Annotated in this window: 22 protein-coding genes and 1 pseudogene; 7 read left to right on the top strand and 16 right to left on the bottom strand. The window is 67.9% G+C overall.

What is annotated here, in order from left to right:
• Positions 1-48: 48 nt before the first annotated feature.
• Complete coding sequence (locus BJQ90_RS21710) at positions 49-1,341, bottom strand: Y-family DNA polymerase (protein WP_226762239.1); 1,293 nt, start codon at positions 1,339-1,341, stop codon at positions 49-51.
• Positions 1,334-1,765 carry a LexA family protein gene (locus BJQ90_RS21705; protein WP_226762238.1) on the bottom strand — a complete coding sequence of 144 codons (432 nt, stop codon included), beginning with the start codon at positions 1,763-1,765 and terminating at the stop codon, positions 1,334-1,336. The genes BJQ90_RS21710 and BJQ90_RS21705 overlap by 8 nt, the downstream gene beginning before the upstream one ends.
• Positions 1,766-1,905: 140 nt before the next feature.
• Here BJQ90_RS21705 and BJQ90_RS22630 point away from each other — a divergent pair, with 140 nt between their 5' ends.
• Both BJQ90_RS22630 and BJQ90_RS22625 read left to right on the top strand, forming a co-directional pair.
• On the top strand, positions 1,906-2,181 hold the full coding sequence (locus BJQ90_RS22630) for a dihydrofolate reductase family protein (RefSeq protein WP_264197514.1): 276 nt from the start codon (positions 1,906-1,908) through the stop codon (positions 2,179-2,181).
• Positions 2,151-2,471 (top strand): dihydrofolate reductase family protein, encoded by a 321-nt coding sequence (locus tag BJQ90_RS22625; protein ID WP_264197513.1) that lies wholly within the window; start codon positions 2,151-2,153, stop codon positions 2,469-2,471. The genes BJQ90_RS22630 and BJQ90_RS22625 overlap by 31 nt, the downstream gene beginning before the upstream one ends.
• A gap of 39 nt (positions 2,472-2,510) precedes the next feature.
• On the opposite strand, the gene BJQ90_RS21695 is transcribed toward BJQ90_RS22625, so the two are convergent.
• The 3 genes and pseudogenes from BJQ90_RS21695 to BJQ90_RS21685 all read right to left on the bottom strand — a co-directional run bounded on the left by BJQ90_RS21695 (position 2,511) and on the right by BJQ90_RS21685 (position 4,206).
• Positions 2,511-3,005 (bottom strand): hypothetical protein, encoded by a 495-nt coding sequence (locus tag BJQ90_RS21695; RefSeq protein WP_226762237.1) that lies wholly within the window; start codon positions 3,003-3,005, stop codon positions 2,511-2,513.
• Positions 3,006-3,178: 173 nt separating this feature from the next.
• Positions 3,179-3,403, bottom strand: a pseudogene (locus BJQ90_RS21690) (dihydrofolate reductase family protein); the annotation flags it as partial.
• Between the two features lie 134 nt (positions 3,404-3,537).
• On the bottom strand, positions 3,538-4,206 hold the full coding sequence (locus BJQ90_RS21685; protein ID WP_226762236.1) for a class I SAM-dependent methyltransferase: 669 nt from the start codon (positions 4,204-4,206) through the stop codon (positions 3,538-3,540).
• 76 nt (positions 4,207-4,282) lie between these two features.
• On the opposite strand from BJQ90_RS21685, the gene BJQ90_RS21680 reads away from it, so the two are divergent.
• Complete coding sequence (locus BJQ90_RS21680; protein WP_226762235.1) at positions 4,283-5,629, top strand: MFS transporter; 1,347 nt, start codon at positions 4,283-4,285, stop codon at positions 5,627-5,629.
• 133 nt (positions 5,630-5,762) lie between these two features.
• Entirely contained in the window at positions 5,763-6,056 is a 294-nt protein-coding gene (locus tag BJQ90_RS21675; protein WP_226762234.1) for a hypothetical protein, read from the top strand.
• A 43-nt stretch (positions 6,057-6,099) separates the two neighbouring features.
• On the opposite strand, the gene BJQ90_RS21670 is transcribed toward BJQ90_RS21675, so the two are convergent.
• Entirely contained in the window at positions 6,100-6,720 is a 621-nt protein-coding gene (locus BJQ90_RS21670; RefSeq protein WP_226762233.1) for an L-threonylcarbamoyladenylate synthase, read from the bottom strand.
• Between the two features lie 231 nt (positions 6,721-6,951).
• Here BJQ90_RS21670 and BJQ90_RS21665 point away from each other — a divergent pair, with 231 nt between their 5' ends.
• Both BJQ90_RS21665 and BJQ90_RS21660 read left to right on the top strand, forming a co-directional pair.
• Complete coding sequence (locus BJQ90_RS21665) at positions 6,952-7,821, top strand: SDR family NAD(P)-dependent oxidoreductase (protein ID WP_226762232.1); 870 nt, start codon at positions 6,952-6,954, stop codon at positions 7,819-7,821.
• A complete protein-coding gene (locus BJQ90_RS21660) occupies positions 7,818-8,366 on the top strand; it encodes an NAD(P)H-dependent oxidoreductase (RefSeq protein ID WP_226762231.1) in 549 nt (182 codons plus the stop codon). Before BJQ90_RS21665 ends, BJQ90_RS21660 begins: the two co-directional genes overlap by 4 nt.
• A gap of 59 nt (positions 8,367-8,425) precedes the next feature.
• Here the strand turns inward: BJQ90_RS21660 and BJQ90_RS21655 are convergent, their stop codons facing one another.
• From BJQ90_RS21655 to BJQ90_RS21610, 10 genes are read right to left on the bottom strand one after another with little or no spacing between them, the layout of a single operon-like run.
• The gene (locus BJQ90_RS21655) at positions 8,426-9,121 is read right to left on the bottom strand and encodes a DUF5134 domain-containing protein (RefSeq protein WP_226762230.1); all 696 of its coding nucleotides are present in this window, start codon (positions 9,119-9,121) and stop codon (positions 8,426-8,428) included.
• 10 nt (positions 9,122-9,131) lie between these two features.
• Positions 9,132-10,259, bottom strand: a complete 1,128-nt coding sequence (locus BJQ90_RS21650) for an XdhC family protein (protein ID WP_226762229.1) — start codon at positions 10,257-10,259, stop codon at positions 9,132-9,134.
• On the bottom strand, positions 10,252-11,103 hold the full coding sequence (locus BJQ90_RS21645; RefSeq protein ID WP_226762228.1) for an SRPBCC family protein: 852 nt from the start codon (positions 11,101-11,103) through the stop codon (positions 10,252-10,254). Before BJQ90_RS21645 ends, BJQ90_RS21650 begins: the two co-directional genes overlap by 8 nt.
• Positions 11,103-12,368 (bottom strand): vWA domain-containing protein, encoded by a 1,266-nt coding sequence (locus BJQ90_RS21640; protein ID WP_226762227.1) that lies wholly within the window; start codon positions 12,366-12,368, stop codon positions 11,103-11,105. The genes BJQ90_RS21645 and BJQ90_RS21640 overlap by 1 nt, the downstream gene beginning before the upstream one ends.
• 8 nt (positions 12,369-12,376) lie before the next feature.
• Positions 12,377-13,300 (bottom strand): AAA family ATPase, encoded by a 924-nt coding sequence (locus BJQ90_RS21635; protein ID WP_226762226.1) that lies wholly within the window; start codon positions 13,298-13,300, stop codon positions 12,377-12,379.
• Entirely contained in the window at positions 13,297-13,947 is a 651-nt protein-coding gene (locus tag BJQ90_RS21630; protein WP_226762225.1) for an NTP transferase domain-containing protein, read from the bottom strand. Before BJQ90_RS21630 ends, BJQ90_RS21635 begins: the two co-directional genes overlap by 4 nt.
• Complete coding sequence (locus BJQ90_RS21625) at positions 13,931-14,860, bottom strand: XdhC family protein (protein ID WP_226762224.1); 930 nt, start codon at positions 14,858-14,860, stop codon at positions 13,931-13,933. The genes BJQ90_RS21630 and BJQ90_RS21625 overlap by 17 nt, the downstream gene beginning before the upstream one ends.
• A 1-nt stretch (position 14,861) precedes the next feature.
• The gene (locus BJQ90_RS21620) at positions 14,862-17,255 is read right to left on the bottom strand and encodes an aerobic carbon-monoxide dehydrogenase large subunit (protein WP_226762223.1); all 2,394 of its coding nucleotides are present in this window, start codon (positions 17,253-17,255) and stop codon (positions 14,862-14,864) included.
• A complete protein-coding gene (locus BJQ90_RS21615) occupies positions 17,252-17,812 on the bottom strand; it encodes a (2Fe-2S)-binding protein (RefSeq protein ID WP_319004679.1) in 561 nt (186 codons plus the stop codon). Before BJQ90_RS21615 ends, BJQ90_RS21620 begins: the two co-directional genes overlap by 4 nt.
• A 5-nt stretch (positions 17,813-17,817) precedes the next feature.
• The gene (locus BJQ90_RS21610; protein WP_226762222.1) at positions 17,818-18,696 is read right to left on the bottom strand and encodes an FAD binding domain-containing protein; all 879 of its coding nucleotides are present in this window, start codon (positions 18,694-18,696) and stop codon (positions 17,818-17,820) included.
• 119 nt (positions 18,697-18,815) lie between these two features.
• Between BJQ90_RS21610 and BJQ90_RS21605 the strand changes: the two genes are divergently transcribed.
• Positions 18,816-19,375 (top strand): LysR family transcriptional regulator (locus BJQ90_RS21605; protein ID WP_226762260.1); only part of this gene is annotated, 560 nt, incomplete at its 3' end.

Raw genomic sequence — 19,375 nt, 5'->3', positions numbered from 1 at the left:
AACGGGGAGGACGCGAACCCACCTGACCGGCGAGTGCCTGCGGGTCTGTCACGCGGCCTTCACGATGGGGAGCTCGGCCCAGTGCGTCGTGTACCGGGGGGACAGCATGTCGCGCTTCATGCTCCAGTCCGGGCCGCCCCGGATTCCTGCCTGGCCGAGGCCGATCGAACCCCGGCCGTACCTCCGGCTGACCTCCTCCAGCAGCGAGCCGATGCCGCGTTCCTCGTGCGGATTCTCAAAGACCGGCAGGGGTGCCTGGTTGCCAGTGGGGCGCAGGTCGGTGACCATGATCCCGGCACGGACGTACTTGACGCCGTCGACGATCCGGGGGAGCAGGGCGTACGCCGCCCTCGCCAGGAGGACCGGGTCAGCGGTGGGCATTGGCAACGGAACGCACACAGAGGGGTGTGAACTGGCCTGCGGGTTGTAGAAGGACGTGGCAGCGAACGCCGTCAGCACCTTGGCCTGCAGCCCATGCTTCGCCAGGCGGGCGCTGGCCTGCTGGGCGTAGACGCCGAACACCTGGCGAAGCCCGGCCCCGGTGGTGATCGGGGCGGCGAAGGAACGGCTGAAGATCAGCTGGTCGCGGCCGATCCGTTCCTCTTCGAGGGGGATGCATGGAGTTCCCTGGAGTTCCAGGACCGTCCGCATCAGCACTACTGAGAAGCGGTCCCTGATCCTGACCGGATCCGCCCGCGCGAGGTCCAGGACGGAGTGGATACCCAGACCGTTCAGCCGTTTGGTCAACCGCGCCGCCACACCCCAGAGCTCGATCACGGACAGGCCCGCCATGAGCTTCTCCCGCTGGCCGGCGGGGACGGCATCCCAGTGGCAGACGCCGTCGAACGCCGGATTGTGCTTCGCCCACTTGTTGGCCAGTTTCGCCAGGGTCTTGGTCTCCGCGATGCCGACGCAGACGGGGACGCCGACGTTACGGCGCACCGCCGTCTTCATGCTGTAGCCCAGCTGCTGCAGCTCCGCCGGGGTGCCGCTGACGCCGAGGAAGGCCTCGTCGATGCTGTAGACCTCCAGCCAGGCCGAGTAGCGCCCGAGGAGCTCCATCACCCGGGCGCTGATGTCCCCGTACAGCTCGTAATTGCTGGAACGCGCCACCAGCCCCCACTCACTTGCCCGCGGGGCGAGCTTGAACCACGGCTCGCCCAGTGGGATCCCCAGTGCTTTCGCCTCGGGGGAGCGGGTGACCGCGCAGCCGTCGTTGTTCGAGAGGACCACCAGCGGACGGTCTTCCAGGGAGGGGTCGAAAGCTCGTTCGGCGCTGGCGTAGAAGCAGTTCACGTCGACGAGGGCGATACTTCCCCGGCCGGGCAGCGCCCTAGACATGGTGCAGGCAGCGGGTGGCGACGCCCCAGATGACCAGGTCCGACAGTGCCGGGACCCGGATATCCGGATAGCGGGGGTTGTCCGCCGCAAGTACGACGCCCGACGCCGTGAGGCGCAGCCTCTTGACCGTGAGCTCGCCGTCGAGGACCGCGACGACGACGCAGCCGTCGCGGGGCTCGAGGGCCCGGTTGACGATCAGCTCGTCGCCGTCGCTGATCCCGGCACCCTCCATGGAGTCGCCGGACACCCTCACGACGTAGGTGCTGGTGATGTCCTTGATGAGGTGTTCATTAAGGTCAATGCGGCCGTCGAAGTAGTCCTGGGCCGGGGAGGGGTAGCCGGCGGCGACCAGCACCGGCGAGATCAGAACCGACAGAAGGGAAGTGCCCGCGTCTATCACGCGGGGTCCGATGATTACGCCCACAACACACCTTTATTCGAATATATGTTCGATAGTTCCAGTGTAGCCCGGGGCGCTGACATTGGGTCGACTTTGCCCAATTGCACCGGATGCATGGTACGACGACGGCAACCGCGCCTTTCGCCGCCACCGGAGGTACTCGAATGCGCAAGATCATCCTCATGATGTCGGTTTCCTTGGACGGATTCTTCGAGACGGCCGACCGGGGCATCAACTGGCACGTGGTGGATGACGAACTCCTCCGCCACTTGAACGGGCTGTTCCGGACGATGGGAGCCTTCATGTTCGGGCGCGTTACCCATGAGCTGATGGCCGGATACTGGCCCACTGCCGACCAGGACCCGGACATCCGGCGGAACTCGTTGAGTTCGCCCGGATCTGGCGCGCGATGCCCAAATTTGTCTTTTCGCGGACCTTGACGCAGGCAGATTGGCGTACCGAGGTGATTTGCGACGTCGTGCCTGAACAAATCGAGGCACTAGAGGCGCAGCCCGGGGGCGACATCGCCCTTAGCGGCGCTAATTTGGCTGCCACTTTCATGCGGCACGGCCTGATCGACGAATTTCGAATTCTCTTCCATCCCGTGGTCCTGGGGCAGGGCCGGCCGCTGTTCGAGGCCCCTGATGTCCGGACGGACCTCAGGCTCAAGGGGACGCGGGCGTTCGGTAACGGCGTGGTCTTGCTTCACTACTCGAACGACCGCGCTTGAAATGCGGACCAGCCCGGGCCGGTTCCCGCCCAACCGCCCCTACCGGGTGACAGTCAGTGGCTTCATTGGCATCACACACGATGCGCGTTGAAGAGTTACAGCTGCTCCACCGGCACGGTTGTTCTTGCCGGTGTCATCGCACCAGTCGATGTTATCCGGTATGGCCGAGACCGCCGCGTCGCCGACGGCCGTTGAAGACGGGACCTCAAAGGTGTAGGTGAACCCGCCGGCATCATTCATCGGGGCAGTTACGTCGATGACGTTCGTGTTCATAGCGTCGTTGACGGTTACTCGGATACGGGCGTTGTCGCCGTAATGGGGATTGCAGTCAGCATCCGGCGCGGTGACCGTCACTCTCTCCCCGGCTTTCGCAGTCGCCGGCTTCACTAGAAAGGAAGGCGGAAAACACGGCGGTTCGCCGCTACCTGTGGAAGAAGCGCATCCGGATGCAGCACCTAGGAACAGGATGACACCGGCCGCAATGAATACCGGCATGCTGCGACTTCGAACTCGATACTCGGGAGTGAGCGCCATTTCCTTATTATTGGTGGGTTGGCAGCGAGCGAATACACCCACCCGATATTCGTCCCCATATCGTTGCCTGAGTCTCCGGCTGACTCTGCAAATTCGGAAAGCAATTCGGTCAGAAGCTACCCCGCAAGCAACCGTTTCCGCCCATGTTTGCCTCTGATGAAGTCTCGTTGACGCCGCAGCTCGTCAATCTGCCCCGCCGAAAGGTATTGGCGGACCGTCTGCGCGCCTCCGGCAATGGCCACGTCTTTGCTGCCAGCGGCCTTCTGCGCCTGGGCCAGCGCCGGTTCGATCCCGTCGGTCAGGAAGTTGAACGTGGTACCGCCCTGCAGCTCGAGGGGCTCGCGTGGATGAAGGGTAAGAACGAACACCGGTGCGTGATAAAGCGGTTCCTCACCCCACCCCGCATCCGTCGAGGGAGATGGTCAGATCGCATGTGACTCGGCGCATGCGTCGGGGCCGTGGCGATCGGCTCGAACCCAGCGTTCTGTGGAGCTCGATCGAAGCGGCGTTGCGTTCGTTGGCAGATGCCGGTTCATTGACGCCCATGAAACTGACAAAACTGCCCCCGGGTAGCGTCAGCGAGTCTGCTGTCGCTCGTGGAAGGACTTCTGCGCGCGATCATCGCCGTCTGGGGACGCCGGCCTGGATCGGCCCGCGTCTGCACGGCAACGACTTCGAGACCGGCGCGGAGGAGTCTTGTAACCATGGCATCAGCGGACCAGAAGTAGGCGGTAGTCACCACGTGAGGTAAGGCTTTGCCGTCCATACCATCAAAGAACCCCATCAGGAGGGTTCCTCCCGGGCCAAGACAGCGCCCGAACTCGACCAGAGCGGACTGAAGGTCTTCTGGTAGAAGGTGGATCAGGGAGTACCAAGCGAGGATCCCCCCGATCTGCCCGTCGTGGAGCCCGAGGTCCGTGAACGACGCGACCCGGAACATCGCATCCGGGAATTTCGCCTTGGCGTGGGCCACGAACGCTGGAACGAGATCGACGCCTTCGGCATCGGCGCCCAGGCTGGTCAGGAAAGCGGTCCAGTGACCCGGACCGCATCCGACGTCGACGACAGGACCCGAAACCGACTTCGCCCAGTGCGCGACGAACCGCTGGTCCTGCTCGTTCGCCTGGTCCACCGATCCGAACAGCGAAATGTACTCGGACGCGCGCTTGGTATACGCATCATGAACCTGTGTCTCCGTCATCGGCTCCGAGCCTATATGCCCCAGTCCTGTTAAACGTCACCGCTAGGCTCGTGCCTACGAGATGATTGGGGGAAACGTGGGAATCTCTGTCAACGGCTCTTCGGCAACGGATCCGAAGCTGCGCCGCTATCCAGCATTCGTCAGGTTCTGGCTGGCCTCGACGGTGTCCGATTTCGGCACCTATATAACCACCTTGGCATTGTCTGTGCTGATTTTGGTGACGATGGACGGCACACCATTGGACCAGGGCCTAGTCAATGCTGCCCGGTGGACCCCGTATCTTCTTTTCGGCCTGGTTGCGGGGGTTTGGATTGACCGCTTCCCCCGCCGAACGGTGCTCGTCGGCGGAGACGTCGGCCGTGGCCTGATCCTCACAGCCGTATGCGTGACGGCCGTGACCGGGGCTATCTCGGTGCCGACGCTCATGATCCTGATGTTCACCTTTGGAACCCTCGCGCTGACCAGCGATGCCGCGTATCAGAGCTTCATCCCCCAGCTGGTTCCCAGATCCCTACTGACTCAGGCGAACGCCCGACTACAGCAAAGCGACACCGTGGCCCAAACCACGGGAAGTGCAGTAGCCGGTGGTTTGGTGTCGTTGGTGACCGCCCCAGTGGCTCTTCTTGTGGATGCCGTCTCGTATTTTTTCTCGGCAGCCGTTCTCCTTACCCTGGAACGGCCATCCGGCCAGGCGCCAGTTCGAAGCACCCAAAGACTTCATCGAAAGGTCGCGGAGGGTCTGCGGTGGGTTTATGGCCATTCCCATCTCGCGCCCTTGGCATGGAGCACCCACCTATGGTTCATCGGTTCCGCCATCCTCGGGGCTGTCTTGCCGACGGTGATTCTGAACGACCTTCGTTTGGGTTCCTTGGGGCTGGGGTTGGTGCTGGGGTGTTCCGGAATCGGGGCCGTCGTCGGCACCACACTGTCCACCCGGCTGGGGCACCGATGGGGTACGGGCAACGCCATGGTTACGGCACGCCTGGCCCAACCCTTTGCCATCGCTTTGGTGGCGCTGGCGCCCCTCGTCGCCGGCGGGGAACGCCCTGCAGAGCTTTACGGTTCCCCGCTGCACTGGCCAGGAGAGTTGTGGGCTGTGTTTGCTCTGGCCGGCTTCGGGCAGCTGCTGTTCGGCATTGCCATGGGAGTCGAAGGGCCACTGGAAATGGGTTACCAGCAGGCTGTGACGCCGGACAGGCTCATAGCCCGCATGAGTGCCACGAGGCGTTCGGTGAACCGAGGAATGATCGTCATCGGAGCCCCCGTGGGCGGTGTCATAGCCACCGTCGCGGGTACCGATACGGCGCTCTGGGCGGCCGCCGCCTTCCTTCTCCTGGCCTCTCTGGTGCTTTTGTTCTCGAGGTTCAGAGACGCGCGGATAGAAGTCCAACAACTTTCCGACGAAGATGCACTCATTCCCTAAGCGGTCACCACGCGCATGGCCCGATGTTAGCTTCGTCACGTGCCGGGTTTTCGTCGAAAATCCGGCTGCGGCGGGCCTCATACTTGAGATGACTCCGGCGGACATTCCCCACCGCCAGGCATGAGGAGGGTCCATGAAAACCTTTAAAATCCTGCAGAGCACTGCGAAGAGCACTGTAACGAACGAGTACTTTCCCGCGGCGGCGGTGCTGGCCGGAGTGATCCTGTTCTGGGGCCTCGGGCTCTTCGGTGGACTGTCCCTGCTGAGCGACCACCAGTCGATGCTGACCACGCTCACCTGGTTGCTGTTCGTCTACGCCGCTGCCGTGCTCACGCCCATTGCAGGACTGGTTGCGGTCGTGGACCTCTCACGCCGCTGGTTGCGCAACCGGGCGTCGGGCGTCGCCGGGCCAGCCGAGACGGCGTAGGCCGCCAAGCGGGGTATTCGAACCGCGGGTATTCGGACCGGGCCTATTCGAACCGGGCCGGGTCGCCCATGCCGCGCCGGACGACTTCGGCCACGCCGCTGGAATAGTCGATCACAGTGGTCGGCTCCGCGCCGCAGTCGCCGGAGTCAATCACGGCGTCCACCACGTGCTCCAGCCGTTCCTTGATTTCCCAGCCTTGGGTCAGCGGCTCGTCCTCATCCGGCAGCAACAGCGTGCTGGAGAGCAACGGCTCGCCCAGCTCGGCCAGCAACGCCTGGACCACCCGGTTGTCCGGGATGCGCACGCCGACCGTCTTCTTCTTCGGGTGCAGCAGCCGCCGGGGGACCTCCTTGGTGGCAGGCAGGATGAAGGTGTAGCTGCCGGGAGTGACGGCCTTGATGCTGCGGAACACATCGTTGTCGATCTGCACGAACTGGCCCAGCTGGGCGAAGTCCTTGCAGACCAGCGTGAAGTGGTGCTTGTCGTTGAGGTGGCGGATGGCCCGGATCCGGTCCAGGGCGTCCTTGTTCCCCAGCTGCGCGCCGAGCGCGTAGCAGGAGTCGGTGGGATAGGCGATGAGCCCACCGGAACGGACGATTTCCACGGCCTGGCTGATGGAGCGGGCCTGGGGGTTTTCGGGGTGAACATCGAAGTATCTCGCCATGGAACGAGCTTACGCCCGACGGCGGCCCGGCCGTCTCACGTCCGGCCCGCCAGTCAGCCTCCAGTCCCCGTGGCGGACCAGGCCGCCCGATCCCGATCCCGTGGACTTGCATGCTTGTGCACAGACAGTTCTGTCTGATAGCTTCGTTTTCCGGTGCGGTCAACCCTGCCTGCACCCATTTACCGAAGTATCCGCCCAAGGAACACCGAGAGCGGGCCCCGAATGCAGTCAATGGCGGGAAAGACAGTACTGATCACCGGCGGCACCGGCGGGATCGGCAAGGCGACAGCGCTGGGTCTGGCCGCCCGTGGTGCACGGGTTGCCATCACCGGACATGACGCTGACCGGGCTGCCAGGTCAGCGGCGGAGATCCGCGCTGTGGCCTCGTCGCCCGTGGTCGTGTTCATCGCGGACCTTTCCTCCCAGCAGGAGGTCCGCCGCCTGGCTGGCGACGTGCTGCACACCCTGGACCGGCTGGATGTGCTGGTCAACAACGTGGGCGGCTTCTGGAACACCCGCCGTGTCACCGCCGATGGACTCGAGTACACCTTCGCCCTTAACCACCTCGCGTCGTTCCTGCTCACCAACCTGCTCCTTGAGCGGTTGAAGGAGAGCAGCCCGGCACGGGTTGTGACAGTATCTTCCGGAGCACAGGCCATGGGCCGCGTCGATTTTGCGGACCTCCCGGCCGAACGGTCCTACTCGGGACAACGGGCGTACAACCAATCGAAACTGGCGAACGTCCTGTTCAGCTACGGATTGGCCGCCCGGCTCTCCGGCAGCCGGGTCACGGCCAACGTGCTGCACCCCGGAGTAGTGGCCACGGCATTCGGAGCCGAGGACCCTGGCCCGCTGCAGGGATTCCTGAACCCGCTGGTCCAGCGGTGGATGAAAACTCCCGAGCAGGGAGCCCGGACGTCGATCCATCTCGCCTCGGCGCCCGAGCTTGAAAACGTCACGGGCCAATACTTCGCCAACAGCACATCCAGGAAATCATCAAGACGCAGCTACAGCCAGGCCGATGCTGACCGCCTGTGGCAGGTCAGTACGGCTCTGGTCGGCCTCGACCCCGACTCCGAAAGAAGCACAAACCTTCCATGACTCCACACCGCGCCCTCGTCGTCGTTGCCCACCCGGACCTCGGCGCCTCCCGGATCACCGCGGAGCTCGCCGCCGCCATCAGGGACCTCGACGGCGTGACCGTCCGGGATCTGGCAGCCGCCTACCCGGACCGTCGCGTCGACGCTGCCCGGGAGCAGGAGCTCTTGCGTGAGCATGACACCATCGTGTTGCAGTTCCCCTGGCACTGGTACTCCGTTCCCGGGGTGCTGAAGGAATGGATGGACCAGGTCCTCACCTACGGATCCGCCTACGGTGCCGGCGGGGAAGCTTTGCACGGCAAGCGGCTGCAGCTGGTCATCTCAACCGGCGGCCCCGAATCGTCCTACACCCCCGCGGGACACAACCGTTTCACCATGGCCGAGCTGTTGCGGCCGCTGGACGCCACCGCACACCTCTGCGGGCTGGAAATGGCAGAACCCCTGGTCCTGCATTCGGCGCCCCGGGTTACGCCCGAGGACCTGGCGGAGCATGCCGCCCGCTACCGGGAGCTGCTTTCCCCGGTGACGGCAACCGCCGGCCGCTGATTGCCCGGACGCGGCCCTGGCCGGTCTCACGCCGGCCTCACACCGGTATCAGGCCGGTGTCACGCCGCGAGCGCCGCGAACATGACCGCCATCGATGCCGCACCCACGACGTCCAGGATGGTGTCCGCACGGCGCCCGCCGTGGTGGGATCCGAGCCGCCGAAGCAGCTGCACGCTCCACACGGCCGCTGCCAGGCCGAATGCCACGGCCAGAACCAGCGCTGTCTGGCTGCTCCAGTCCTGGTCTGGGCCCGGCAGCGGGAGCCCCGGGGCTGGGGCGCCGCCGTGGTGCCCCGCCTGACCCAGGCTGCCGGCTCCCTGGATATCGGCGGCCTGGATACCGGGAGCTTCCGGGACATGGCCACTGCGGAGGTCCATGGACGCAGGCATGTAGGCCATGGCAGCCATGGTCAGCGCGTTGTAGAACAATAGGCCGCGGCTGGCGTGGCCCCCGCGGCGGCCTGTCCCCGGCCCGGCGGCGGGAACAGGCCGACCGGCCAGGGCCCCGGGATGGCGGGAGACGGTGCGGAGGATGAACCACCACGCGGCGAGGCCGAAGAAGAGTATCTGGGGAAGGGCCGCCCACCGGAGTCCCGGGGTGAGCATCAGCACCATGGCCGCCATCATCGCCGCGTGGAGTCCAAAACCGATCCGGGTTGCCGCCGCCGACTCGCGGCCGGCACGGAATGCCGCGTACAGCAGCGCCGCCAGCAGCAGTGCCGTCAGCCCGGAGCGCAGGAGATCGTTCCCGATCAACGGTGCCCGGTCAATGCTGCTCGTCGTGGTGGATGCGCTCCCCGAGCTCCCGGAGTGGTTCCCCGCTCCCGCTCCACTGCTTGGCGATGAACTCCGCGGCGATGGACACGGCCGTCTCCTCCGGGGTCCGGGCGCCCAGGTCGAGGCCCACCGGGCTGTGCAGCCGGGCCAGCGCCTCCTCGCCCAGGCCCGCCTCACGCAGCCTCGCGATTCGGTCGGCGTGGGTCCGGCGGGAGCCCATGGCACCGATGAAGGCGATCGGCGGTGCCCGTAGGGCGACGTCCAGCAGCGGAATGTCGAACTTCGGATCGTGCGTGAGGACGCACATCACGGTGCGTTCATCCACCAGGCCCTTGTCCAGCTGTTCAGCGAGGTAGCGGTGCGGCCAGGCGTTGACTACCTCGGCCGCGTCAGGAAAGCGTGCGGGGGTCGCGAAAACCGCCCGGGCGTCGCACACCGTGACGCGGTAGCCCAGGAAGGTCCCCAGTCGGGCCAGCGCCGAGGCGAAGTCGATGGCGCCGAAGACCAGCATCCGCGGCGGCGGGGCGTAGCTTGCGAAGAAGACCCGCATCCCGGCGTCCAGCCGCTCCCCGTCGGGGCCGTAGCTCAGGATGCCCGAGCGGCCGGCGGCCAGCAGGCCCTGGGTGTCATCGCCCACGGCGTGGTTTGCCCGCTCGGACCCGAGGTCGCCCTCGAAGCCTTCCGGACGCACAACCAGGTGCCGGCCCAGCCAGCTGGCGTCCGGGTGATCGATCACGGTGGCGACCCCCACGCGCCGCTCCCCGGCGATGTCCTGTCTTACGGCGTCGAGTTCGGGGAAGCTGTGCCGGGAGACCGGCTCGACGAAGATGTCGATGATCCCGCCGCAGGTCAGGCCGACGGCGAACGCGTCGTCGTCGCTGATCCCGTAGCGCATCAGAACCGGGATGCCGTCCGCCTTGACCTGGGTGGCCAGCTCGTACACGGCACCCTCGACGCAGCCGCCGGAAACCGATCCGACTGCTTCCCCGCCGGCGGTCACGAGCATGGATGCGCCGGGGAGCCGCGGGGCTGACTTGAAGGTGCCCACCACAGTTGCCAGGCCGGCGGTGTCACCCTTTTGCCAGCCCGGCATCATGGCCGCCAGGACATCACGCACGGTCGATCTTCAGCCTTCCGATCGCGCGGATCATCCGGAACGCGGACAGGCGCCCCGCCCAGTAGGAGAGGCACGCCACCACCGACACCAGCGCCAGGACCTTGCCCGGGCTGGAAAGCTGCTCCGCCGCGATCCCCTTTGCGAGGCCGAGCGCATCCAGGCTGCCGGCGGGCGCCGGTGCGGGCGCCGCTGCAGCCGCCCGGGCGGACGCGGGCCGGGCCGCTGCGGGCAGGGCGCTCGGCGGCAGGCCGGGAAGTTCCGGCGCCCGGGCCGGGGCAGCCGCCGCGGCGACCTTGGCCGCGGCCGCCTGCGCCTCCGCGTCGAGCCCGGCCGCGGGCACGGGCTCCGGCACCCCGCCCGCTTCCGACGTTCCGGCGGCTGGAGTTCCGGCGGCGGGCGCGGCGACCAGGGCCTGGAGATTGCTGGCGAACAGGGCCATCATCTGTTCGGTGACGCTGCCGATCACGCCCTTGCCCATCGCTGCGGCTTTGCCGGACAGGGATAGATCGGCGTTGACGGTGCCCCGGGTGGTGCCGCCGGGCTCTTCCGTCAGCAGCAGGGTCACCGTGGCCTCGGCGGTTCCCTGGCCGCGGGTTTCCTGGGCTTTGCCGCCCAGTACGGCCCGGTGTTCGGCGGCGTTGCGCTCCACGACGTTCAGCAGGCCCTTGTACTGCATGTTGACCGGGCCCAGCTTCACGGTCATGCCCACCTGGTAGGCGTCGTCGGAGAGTTTGTTCAGGATCCTGGCGCCGGGGACGCAGCCGGCCACGCGTTCGAAGTCCATGATGGTGTCCCAGACTGTGTCGATCGGTGCGACGACCGAGAAAGTGCTCTCTATCTGCATTAGCTGTTCCCTCTTTCCTTGCGTAATGGCTGGCCGTTGCCGCGGATTGCGGAAGCCACCTCTGCCAAAGCCGTGTAGTTGTGTCCGCTGACGAAGGCATCGCAATACGGCATGGCCGCCGCCATTCCGCCCGCCAGCGGCTGGTAACCCGGGGCGCTCTTGCGTGGATTGACCCAGATGATCCGGTGCGCGAGCCGGCGGAGCCGCGCCATCTGGGCCGCCACCTGTGCGGGGTCCTCCTGCGCCCAGCCGTCCGAGAAGATCACCACCACGGCACCGCGGGCCACGCCGCGGCGGCCGTGCTCGTCGACGAAATGCCGGATGCTCTCGGCAATCCGGGTGCCGCCGGCCCAGTCCGGTGCTGCTTCCGCGGCGCGGGCCAGGGCCTCGTCCGGATCGCGGAGCGCAAGTTGCCGGGTCAGGCGCGTCAGCCGGGTGGAGAAAACGAAGGCCTCGGCACCGGCAGTTGCCACCGCCCCCTGCAGCAGCGACACGAAGACCCGCGCGTACGGTTCCATCGACCCGGAGACATCGCACAGCATGACCAGCTTGCGGCGCTGCTCCCGGCGTCGGGCGTACAACAGCCGGGTGGTGTCGGTGCCCGAGCGCCGGGCCGCGCGGACCGTGGCACGGACATCCAGCCGTGCGCTGCTGTGCTCTGATTTCCGGGTGCGGCGGCTCAGGCGCCTGGGGGTGGCGAGCAGCAGCCGGGATGCCAGCCGCCTGATCTCCCGGACTTCCGCGTCGGAGAGTTGGGCGAACGACATCTGGTGCAGCCGCTCCTCCGTGGAGGCCATGGCCAGCACGGCCTCCCGCCCAGGGGTGTTGCGGTCCCCGCCGTCCGGTCCTGCGCTGGCTACCGCGGGCGCCGTCCGCGCTTGCGGCGGCGCCTGTCCCGGGGCGCGGTCCTCGGCCGGGGAGGGCCGGGTGCGGGCCTGCTCCGGGCCGCCGGGTGGCGGCGCAGCGGCGGCCGCGGGACTGCCGGACCGCGCAGCGGGGTCGAAGCCGCCGCGGAACACCGCGGAGAAGACGGCGTCGAAGACCGGCAGCTGCTCGCGGCTTGACACCAGCACCACCCGGCACGCCCAGTAAAGCTTGCCGGCATCGCTGGGCGGGATCAGGCGGAGCGCCTCGGCCAGCCGGACGGCCCGGTCCGGCGAGCAGGACAGCCCGGCCCGGCGCAGCGCGGTGACGAACGCCGCTGCCAGGCTGGCCGACTCCACCGCGGGGAGTGCGGCGGCCGCGGGCTGAAGGGTGCCTGCCATGAGGGGGCTCACCCGCCCGTTCCGGCCACGAGCCACTCGGCCCCGCGGGCGCCGACCAGTTCCAGGTCGTCGCGGTTCTTGACGACCGCGCCGAGGGTCTGTTCCGCCGTCGTGGCGTCGATCTGTCCGATGCCCAGCACGGCGAGGGCGGAGACCCAGTCGATGGCCTCGGAGATCCCGGGCGCTTTGGCGAGGTCCAGTGTGCGCAGCTTCGTGATCACCGCGGCGGCCTGCAGGGCCAGCTGGCCGCTGCTGGCCGGCACGCGGCGGCGCACGATTTCCGCGATCCGTTCCGGGCCGGGGTAGTCGATCCAGTGGTAGAGGCAGCGCCGGGTCAGGGCGTCGTGCAGGTCCCGGGTCCGGTTGGAGGTCAGGATGACGATCGGCGGGTGGGTGGCCCGGATGGTGCCCAGCTCCGGGATGGTGACCGCGGCCTCGGCGAGCAGTTCGAAGGTGAAGGCCTCGAACTCGGCGTCGGCGCGGTCGATCTCGTCCAGCAGGAGGACGGCGGGGCGCGGCCCGGGATGTTCGATCGCCTGCAGCAGCGGCCTCCGCAGCAGGTACTCCGGGCTGTAGAGGTCGGTTTCGGTGACGGAGGCGTCCCGGACTTCCGCGAGCCGGATCCCGAGCAGCTGCCGCTGGTGGTTCCACTCGTAGAGGGCCTCCCCGGCGTCGATTCCCTCGTAGCACTGCAGCCGGTACAGCGGCGTGTCCAGCAGCTGGGCCAGCGCCTTCGCCGCCTCGGTCTTGCCGACGCCCGCCTCGCCCTCCAGCAGGATGGGCTGCGGCAGCCGGACGGCGAGGAACAGTGCTGTGGCCAGTCCTACGTCGGCCAGGTAGTCGTTGCGGTCCAGGGCCGAGATCAGCGCCGCGACGTCGGGGATCCGCCGCTGAACATCCTCTTCCGCACCGGTGCGGGCCGCGGTGGTCATGACGCGCCGTCGAGTGCGGCCAGGACCCGGCGGTAGTCCTCTTCCGTGTCGACGTCGGGCGGCACTGGTCCCGGAATATCGAGTGCGGCCACCTCGTCCGCGCGCTGCTCCAGCAGCTTCCAGACTCCCTTGTCGCCGTGCAGGGCCGCCAGTTCCGGGAGCATCCGCCGGGTGAACGCCAGCGGATGGCCCACGCCGTCGTCGTAGTGGCAGGCGGCAATGCCGGGGCCGCGCCGGCCGCTGCCGGGCTCTCCGGTGAACAGGAGCTCCAGCAGCGCCCGGACGGTGTCGACCCGGACCCCCGGCTGGTCGCCGAGCAGCAGGACCACGGCGTCCGGGTCGGGGTGGAGCGCGGCGAGGCCGGCGGCGATCGAGGAGGAACAGCCCCCGCCGAAGTCCGGGTTGGGCACGATCTCGCAGCCGGTCGTGTCGACCGCGCGCTGCACCTCCCCGGCTGCACCGCCCAAAACCAGCACGGTCTGGGCGAAGCCGCAGCCCCGGGCCACCGCCAGCACGGCGTCGAGCAGGACGCCGTGGCCGTAGGGGAGCAGCTGCTTGGGCCGGCCCAGGCGCCGCGACGCCCCGGCCGCGAGGACCAGGCCCGCCGTCCGGTGCGGTGCGGGCGGGCGTTCAGAGGGTGAGGGCATAGCGCTCCGGATCTTTGCGGAAGGCCGCGCGGCAGCCGGGCGAGCAGAAGTACACGGTGGCACCGTTGTGCTCGAGCCGCAGGGTGGATTCGCTGGCGGCGACGGTCATGCCGCAGACGGGGTCGATCGCCGCCGCCGCCGCCACCGGCGCGGATACCGGCGCAGATAGGGCCGCCGGGGCCGTAGGCCGGCTCTTCGCCCGCTCCTGGATGAGCTGGGCCAGGATCGAGAGGGCGATCTCGCCGGGGGTGCGGGCGCCCAGCTGCAGGCCGGCCGGGGTGAAGACGCGGGCGCGCTCCGCCGGGTCGACGTCGAGGGATTCCAGCACCGCGGCGCCCCGGGTTCCGCTGGCCACAAGTGCGACGTACGGAACGCCGGCGCGGAGGGCCGCCTCAAGCGCAATTTCCTCCGCTTTGCCGTGTGAGGCCACGATCAGCGCCGCATCGTCGGCCCGCGGCGCCGCTGATTCACCGTCGGTGAGTTCCATGGCCAGGCCGACGCCGGAGCCGAGGGTTTCCAGGGCCTGCGCCACCGGCGTCGTGCCCACCACGAGCACCCGGGGCGCGGGGATGCGCGGCTGGAGGAAGATCTCGATGGCCCCGCCGCTCAGGCAAGGGTTGGAAACCTCCACCGCGCCGTCCCCGGCGCTGCGGGACGGCTCGCCGGGGACCACGCGCAGCAGCAGCGGTTCCTGTGACGCCAGGACCTGCTGGCTGTACTCCCGCACCGAGGACTCGACGCAGTTGCCGCCCACGAAGCCCTGGATCTCACCACTGGGCATGACCAGGGCCGTGTCCCCGGCGTGGGCGCTGGTGGGATGCTGGGCGCGGACCACCGTGGCGTGCACAAAAGGCTCACGGCGGGAGGCAAGGTCGTTCGCCCGGGCCGTGAGGGAGTCAACTGTGGGCGTCATCTTAGATCGGCGGCCTTGCCCGGCCCTGCATGGCGGCCCAGACCCGGGCCGGGGTGCAGGGCATGTCCATGTGGACCACCCCGTAGGGGGCCAGCGCGTCGACGACCGCGTTCACGATCGCCGGCGGCGAGCCGACGGTGGCGGACTCGCCGATGCCTTTCGCGCCGATCGGGTGGTGCGGGGACGGGGTGACGGTGAAGCCGGTTTCCCAGTCCGGCACCTCCATCGCGGTGGGGATCAGGTAGTCCATGAAGGACCCGCCCAGGCAGTTTCCGTCCGCGTCGAACTCGATGATCTCCATCAGGGCCATCCCGACGCCGTCGGTCAGTCCGCCGTGCACCTGGCCCTCGATGATCATCGGGTTGATCCGGGTGCCGCAGTCGTCCACCGCGATGAAGCGGCGCACCTTGACGTGCCCGGTGCCCGGGTCGATGTCGACCACGCAGATATAGGCGCCGAAGGGGAAGGTCAGGTTCGGCGGGTCGTACGTGACCTCGGCGTCGAGGTTGCCGTCGACCCCGTCGGGCAGCGTCATGGTCCCGTGGGCAGCCATGGCGATTTCGGAGATGGTCTTCCCGGCGCTGGGATCGCCCTTGACGAACCAGCGGCCCTTCTCCCACTCGAGGTCTTCCGGTCGGGTCTCCAGCATGGCCGCGGCAATCAGCTTCGCCTTCTCGCGGACCTTGCGGGCCACGAGGGCGACGGCGCCGCCGCTGACCGGCGTCGAACGGCTTCCGTACGTGCCGAGGCCGAAGGGCGTCTGGTCGGTGTCGCCGTGGACGACGTCGATATCCTCCGGCGGGATGCCGAGTTCCTCGGCGACGATCTGCGCGAAGGTGGTTTCGTGGCCCTGGCCCTGGCTTTGCACCGAGAGACGGACGACTGCCTTGCCGGTGGGGTGGACCCGCAGCTCGGCGCCGTCGGCCATGCCAAGGCCCACGATGTCGAAGTGTTTGCGCGGTCCGGCGCCGACGGTTTCGGTGAAGAAGGAGATGCCGATCCCCATCAGTTCGCCGCGCGCCCGCTTCTCCTGCTGTTCGCGGCGCAGCTCGTCGTAGCCGGCCAGCTGCATGGAAAGCCGCATCGCCGGTTCGTAGTTCCCGGAGTCGTAGACCCAGCCGGTCTTGTTGGCGTAAGGGAACTGCTCGGGCTTGATGAAGTTCTTCAGCCTGAGCTCCGCCGGGTCCATCTCCAGCTTGCGGGCCAGGATATCCACCATCCGCTCGACGAGGTAGACGGCCTCCGTGACGCGGAAGGAACAGGCATAGGCGACGCCGCCGGGCGCCTTGTTCGTGTAGACGCCCGTGACGGAGCAGTAGGCGGCCTTGATGTCGTAGCTCCCGGTGAAGATGGAGAAGAAGCCCGCGGGGTACTTGGTGGGCTGGGCGGTGGCGTTGAACGCGCCGTGGTCCGCCAGGACGCTGGTGCGGACCGCGAGGATCTTGCCGTCCCTGGTGGCCGCGATCTCGCCCTGCATGATGTAGTCGCGGGCGAAGGAGGTGGACATCAGGTTCTCCGAGCGGTCCTCCACCCATTTTACCGGCTTGCCCGTGACGATCGACCCGACGACGGCGAGGATGTAACCAGGGTAGATGCCGACCTTGTTGCCGAAGCCGCCGCCGATGTCCGGGGAGACCACGCGGATCTTGTGCTCCGGGATCCCGGCGACGATCGCGAACAGGGTGCGGTGCGCGTGCGGGGCCTGGGTCGTTTCGTAGAGGGTCAGCTTGCCGTCGACGGCGTCGAAGTCGGCGATCGCCCCGCAGGTCTCCATCGGCGCGGGGTGCACCCGCGGGTAAACCATCTCCTGGGAGACCACGACGTCGGCGCTCGCGAAGACCGCCTCGGTTTCGGCCTTGTCGCCCATCTCCCAGTCGAAGATATGGTTATCCGTCCGGCCCTCGATCTCGTCGCGGATCACCGGGGCATCGGCGTCGAGGGCCTTCCGGGCGTCGATGACCGGGGGAAGGACGTCATATTCGACGTCGATCAGTTCAAGCGCGTCCCGCGCGGCGTAGCGGTCCTCGGCCACGACGAACGCGACCTCCTGGCCCTGGAAGCGCACTTTGTCGGTGACCAGGACGGCTTGGACATCCGCGGAGAGGGTGGGGGCCCAGGCGAGATTGAGGCCCAGCAGGTCCTTCCCGGTGATGACGGCAAGGACCTTCGGGTGGGCCAGGGCGTTGGTGGTGTCGATGGAGACCAGCCGGGCGTGGGCCACGGGGGCGCGCAGGATGGCGCCGTGCAGCATGCCGGGCAGGACGATGTCGTCCAGGTAGTTGCCTTTGCCGCGGACAAAGCGCGGATCTTCCTTCCGCTGGATCCGGCCGTAGCCGATCGGGCGGTCCGCGTCGCCGGCCGCCGGATTGCTGGGCCGTTCGTGGATGACGGTCATGACTTCACCTCTGCGTCCTGGGTTTCCGCTGCGATGTCCTCAACCGCGGTGTCCGTGCCGTCGATGACCTCGTCTACCGTGGCGTCGGTGTTGGCGCCGGCCGGGTGGGCGGCGGCCCACTGGACCGAGCGGACAATCGTGGCGTATCCGGTGCACCGGCAAATCTGGCCCGAAATGGCCTTCCGGATTTCGGTGGTGTCCGGGTGCGGGTTCTTATCGAGCAGGGCGCGGGCGGTCAGCATCATCCCGGGGGTGCAGAAGCCGCATTGCAGCCCGTGTTCCTCCATAAAGCCCTGCTGGACGGGGTCCAGGGTGGCGCCGCTGGCGAGTCCCTCGACCGTACGGATGTCGTGTCCGGCAGCCATTGCCGCGAGGACGGTGCAGGACTTTACCGGCTGGCCGTCCATCAGGACCACGCAGGTCCCGCAGTTGCTGGTGTCGCATCCCCAGTGCGTCCCGGTCAGGCCGAGGACCTCGCGGATGTAGTGGACCAGAAGCACACGGGGCTCAATGTTGGACGTGACTTCGTTGCCGTTGACGGTCATGTTGATCTGCATCCGCTTCAGCCTTCCTGGGTCCGGGCGGCGCGGGCACAGGCTTGCCGCAGTACCCGCCGGGTGAGTTCGTCGGCGAGATGCCGTTTGTAGTCAATCGGGCCGCGCTGGTCGGCCACGGGATCGCAGGCTGCCGCGGCGAGCCGTCCGGCCTCCACGAAAAGTTCCTCCCGGGGCTGCTGGCCGCGGAGCAGCCCGCCGGCCTCCGCGACGGTGTGGTCAAGCCCGAGGGCGGTGAGTCCGACGGCGGCGTCGGCGATGGTACCGTCCTCCGCAAGGGTCACGGACGCGCCGGCGGCACCGACGGCCCAGTCTCCCACCCGGCGTTCGACCTTCTCGTAGGCGCTCCCGGAACGGGGGCGGATCGGGAAGCGGAGTTCGCACAGCAGTTCGTCCTGGCCCACCGCCGTTTCATACGGCCCGCGGTGGAAGTCGGCCATCGCCAGGATGCGCTCGCCGGCCGGTCCCCGGATCACGGCTTCCGCACCCAGCACGTCGCAGACCGTGGACAGGTCCTCGGCCGGGTCGGCCTGGCAGAGCGATCCGCCGATGGTTCCGCGGTTCCGGACAACCGGATCGGCGATCACGGCTTCGGCGTCGCGGACGATGGGAAAAAGCGCCGCTATTTCGTCCGACTCCAGGAGGGTCGTGTGCCGCGTGAGGGCACCGACGCGCAGTTTGTCGCCGTCGCGCAGGATGAAGTCGAGTTCGTAGAGGTCATTGATGTCGATCAGCCACTCGGGCCGGGAAAGCCGGAGCTTCATCATCGGCAGCAGGCTGTGGCCGCCGGCGATGACCCGTGACTCCGCGCCGTGGCGTGAGAGGAGTTCCAGGGCGTTCTCCACGGAAGTGGCCCGCACGTAGTCGAAAGGAGCCGGAATCTGCATAGTCCCACCTCACGCCAGGGCGCTGGCAACGTCGCGCAGCACCGATTTCAGGCCAGTCTTGCCCTGCTTGATACGGAGTGTCAATATCGTCATAAGCGAAAGGTTATGACGCCGTGTCGATGACATTGAGCCAGCTCCGCACGTTCGCCCTCGTGGCCCGACTGGGCTCGCTCCACGCTGCCGCGGAGACGCTCGGCGTCAGCGAACCCGCGGTTTCCGCCGCCTTGACGGCGCTTCGGCAGGACCTCGGCGATCCGCTCTTCGTGCGCGCGGGGGGCGGCATTGCGCTGACCCCGGGCGGTCGGGCACTGGCAGATTATGCCCAGGACATCGTCGGGCTGGCGGACCAGGCCCGCTGGGAAGTGTCCCACGCCAAGAACGATGCTGGCCGGCTGAAGATCGCTGCCACCGCCCCTTTTGCCGAACATGCGGCCGGCCGGCTGCTGGACCTTTTCACCAAACGTGTTCCGGGCGCTTCGGTGGATGTGGTGGTCAAGTCCGCCGAGGACCTTGCCCCGCTCCTGCAGGAACGGGCGTACGACATCGCCCTGGGTGCCCGGCCGGTGGTGCCGGTCGCCCCGGCCGGGACTGACGGGACGCATCCGGGCCTGGACTGCGTTCCGTTCCTGCGCTACCAGCGCACCCTGGTCGCGGCGCCGGGGCATCCGCTGTCCCGGCT

Origin of the sequence: Arthrobacter sp. SO3, assembly GCF_020532825.1 — a bacterium.
In the GTDB taxonomy this organism is placed as follows: domain Bacteria; phylum Actinomycetota; class Actinomycetes; order Actinomycetales; family Micrococcaceae; genus Arthrobacter.
This window is presented reverse-complemented; position numbering and strand designations above follow the sequence as displayed.

Bases quoted from the DNA above. Each gene is read 5' to 3' on its own strand.
- BJQ90_RS21620 (WP_226762223.1), bottom strand. From the start codon at position 17,255: ATGACCGTCATCCACGAACGGCCCAGCAATCCGGCGGCCGGCGACGCG.
- BJQ90_RS21665 (WP_226762232.1), top strand. From the start codon at position 6,952: ATGGCGGGAAAGACAGTACTGATCACCGGCGGCACCGGCGGGATCGGC.
- BJQ90_RS21670 (WP_226762233.1), bottom strand. From the start codon at position 6,720: ATGGCGAGATACTTCGATGTTCACCCCGAAAACCCCCAGGCCCGCTCC.
- BJQ90_RS21675 (WP_226762234.1), top strand. From the start codon at position 5,763: ATGAAAACCTTTAAAATCCTGCAGAGCACTGCGAAGAGCACTGTAACG.
- BJQ90_RS22630 (WP_264197514.1), top strand. From the start codon at position 1,906: ATGCGCAAGATCATCCTCATGATGTCGGTTTCCTTGGACGGATTCTTC.
- BJQ90_RS21610 (WP_226762222.1), bottom strand. From the start codon at position 18,696: ATGCAGATTCCGGCTCCTTTCGACTACGTGCGGGCCACTTCCGTGGAG.
- BJQ90_RS21660 (WP_226762231.1), top strand. From the start codon at position 7,818: ATGACTCCACACCGCGCCCTCGTCGTCGTTGCCCACCCGGACCTCGGC.
- BJQ90_RS21635 (WP_226762226.1), bottom strand. From the start codon at position 13,300: ATGACCACCGCGGCCCGCACCGGTGCGGAAGAGGATGTTCAGCGGCGG.
- BJQ90_RS21710 (WP_226762239.1), bottom strand. From the start codon at position 1,341: ATGTCTAGGGCGCTGCCCGGCCGGGGAAGTATCGCCCTCGTCGACGTG.
- BJQ90_RS21625 (WP_226762224.1), bottom strand. From the start codon at position 14,860: ATGACGCCCACAGTTGACTCCCTCACGGCCCGGGCGAACGACCTTGCC.
- BJQ90_RS22625 (WP_264197513.1), top strand. From the start codon at position 2,151: ATGCCCAAATTTGTCTTTTCGCGGACCTTGACGCAGGCAGATTGGCGT.
- BJQ90_RS21645 (WP_226762228.1), bottom strand. From the start codon at position 11,103: ATGCAGATAGAGAGCACTTTCTCGGTCGTCGCACCGATCGACACAGTC.
- BJQ90_RS21640 (WP_226762227.1), bottom strand. From the start codon at position 12,368: ATGGCAGGCACCCTTCAGCCCGCGGCCGCCGCACTCCCCGCGGTGGAG.
- BJQ90_RS21630 (WP_226762225.1), bottom strand. From the start codon at position 13,947: ATGCCCTCACCCTCTGAACGCCCGCCCGCACCGCACCGGACGGCGGGC.
- BJQ90_RS21695 (WP_226762237.1), bottom strand. From the start codon at position 3,005: ATGGCGCTCACTCCCGAGTATCGAGTTCGAAGTCGCAGCATGCCGGTA.
- BJQ90_RS21615 (WP_319004679.1), bottom strand. From the start codon at position 17,812: ATGCAGATCAACATGACCGTCAACGGCAACGAAGTCACGTCCAACATT.
- BJQ90_RS21685 (WP_226762236.1), bottom strand. From the start codon at position 4,206: ATGACGGAGACACAGGTTCATGATGCGTATACCAAGCGCGCGTCCGAG.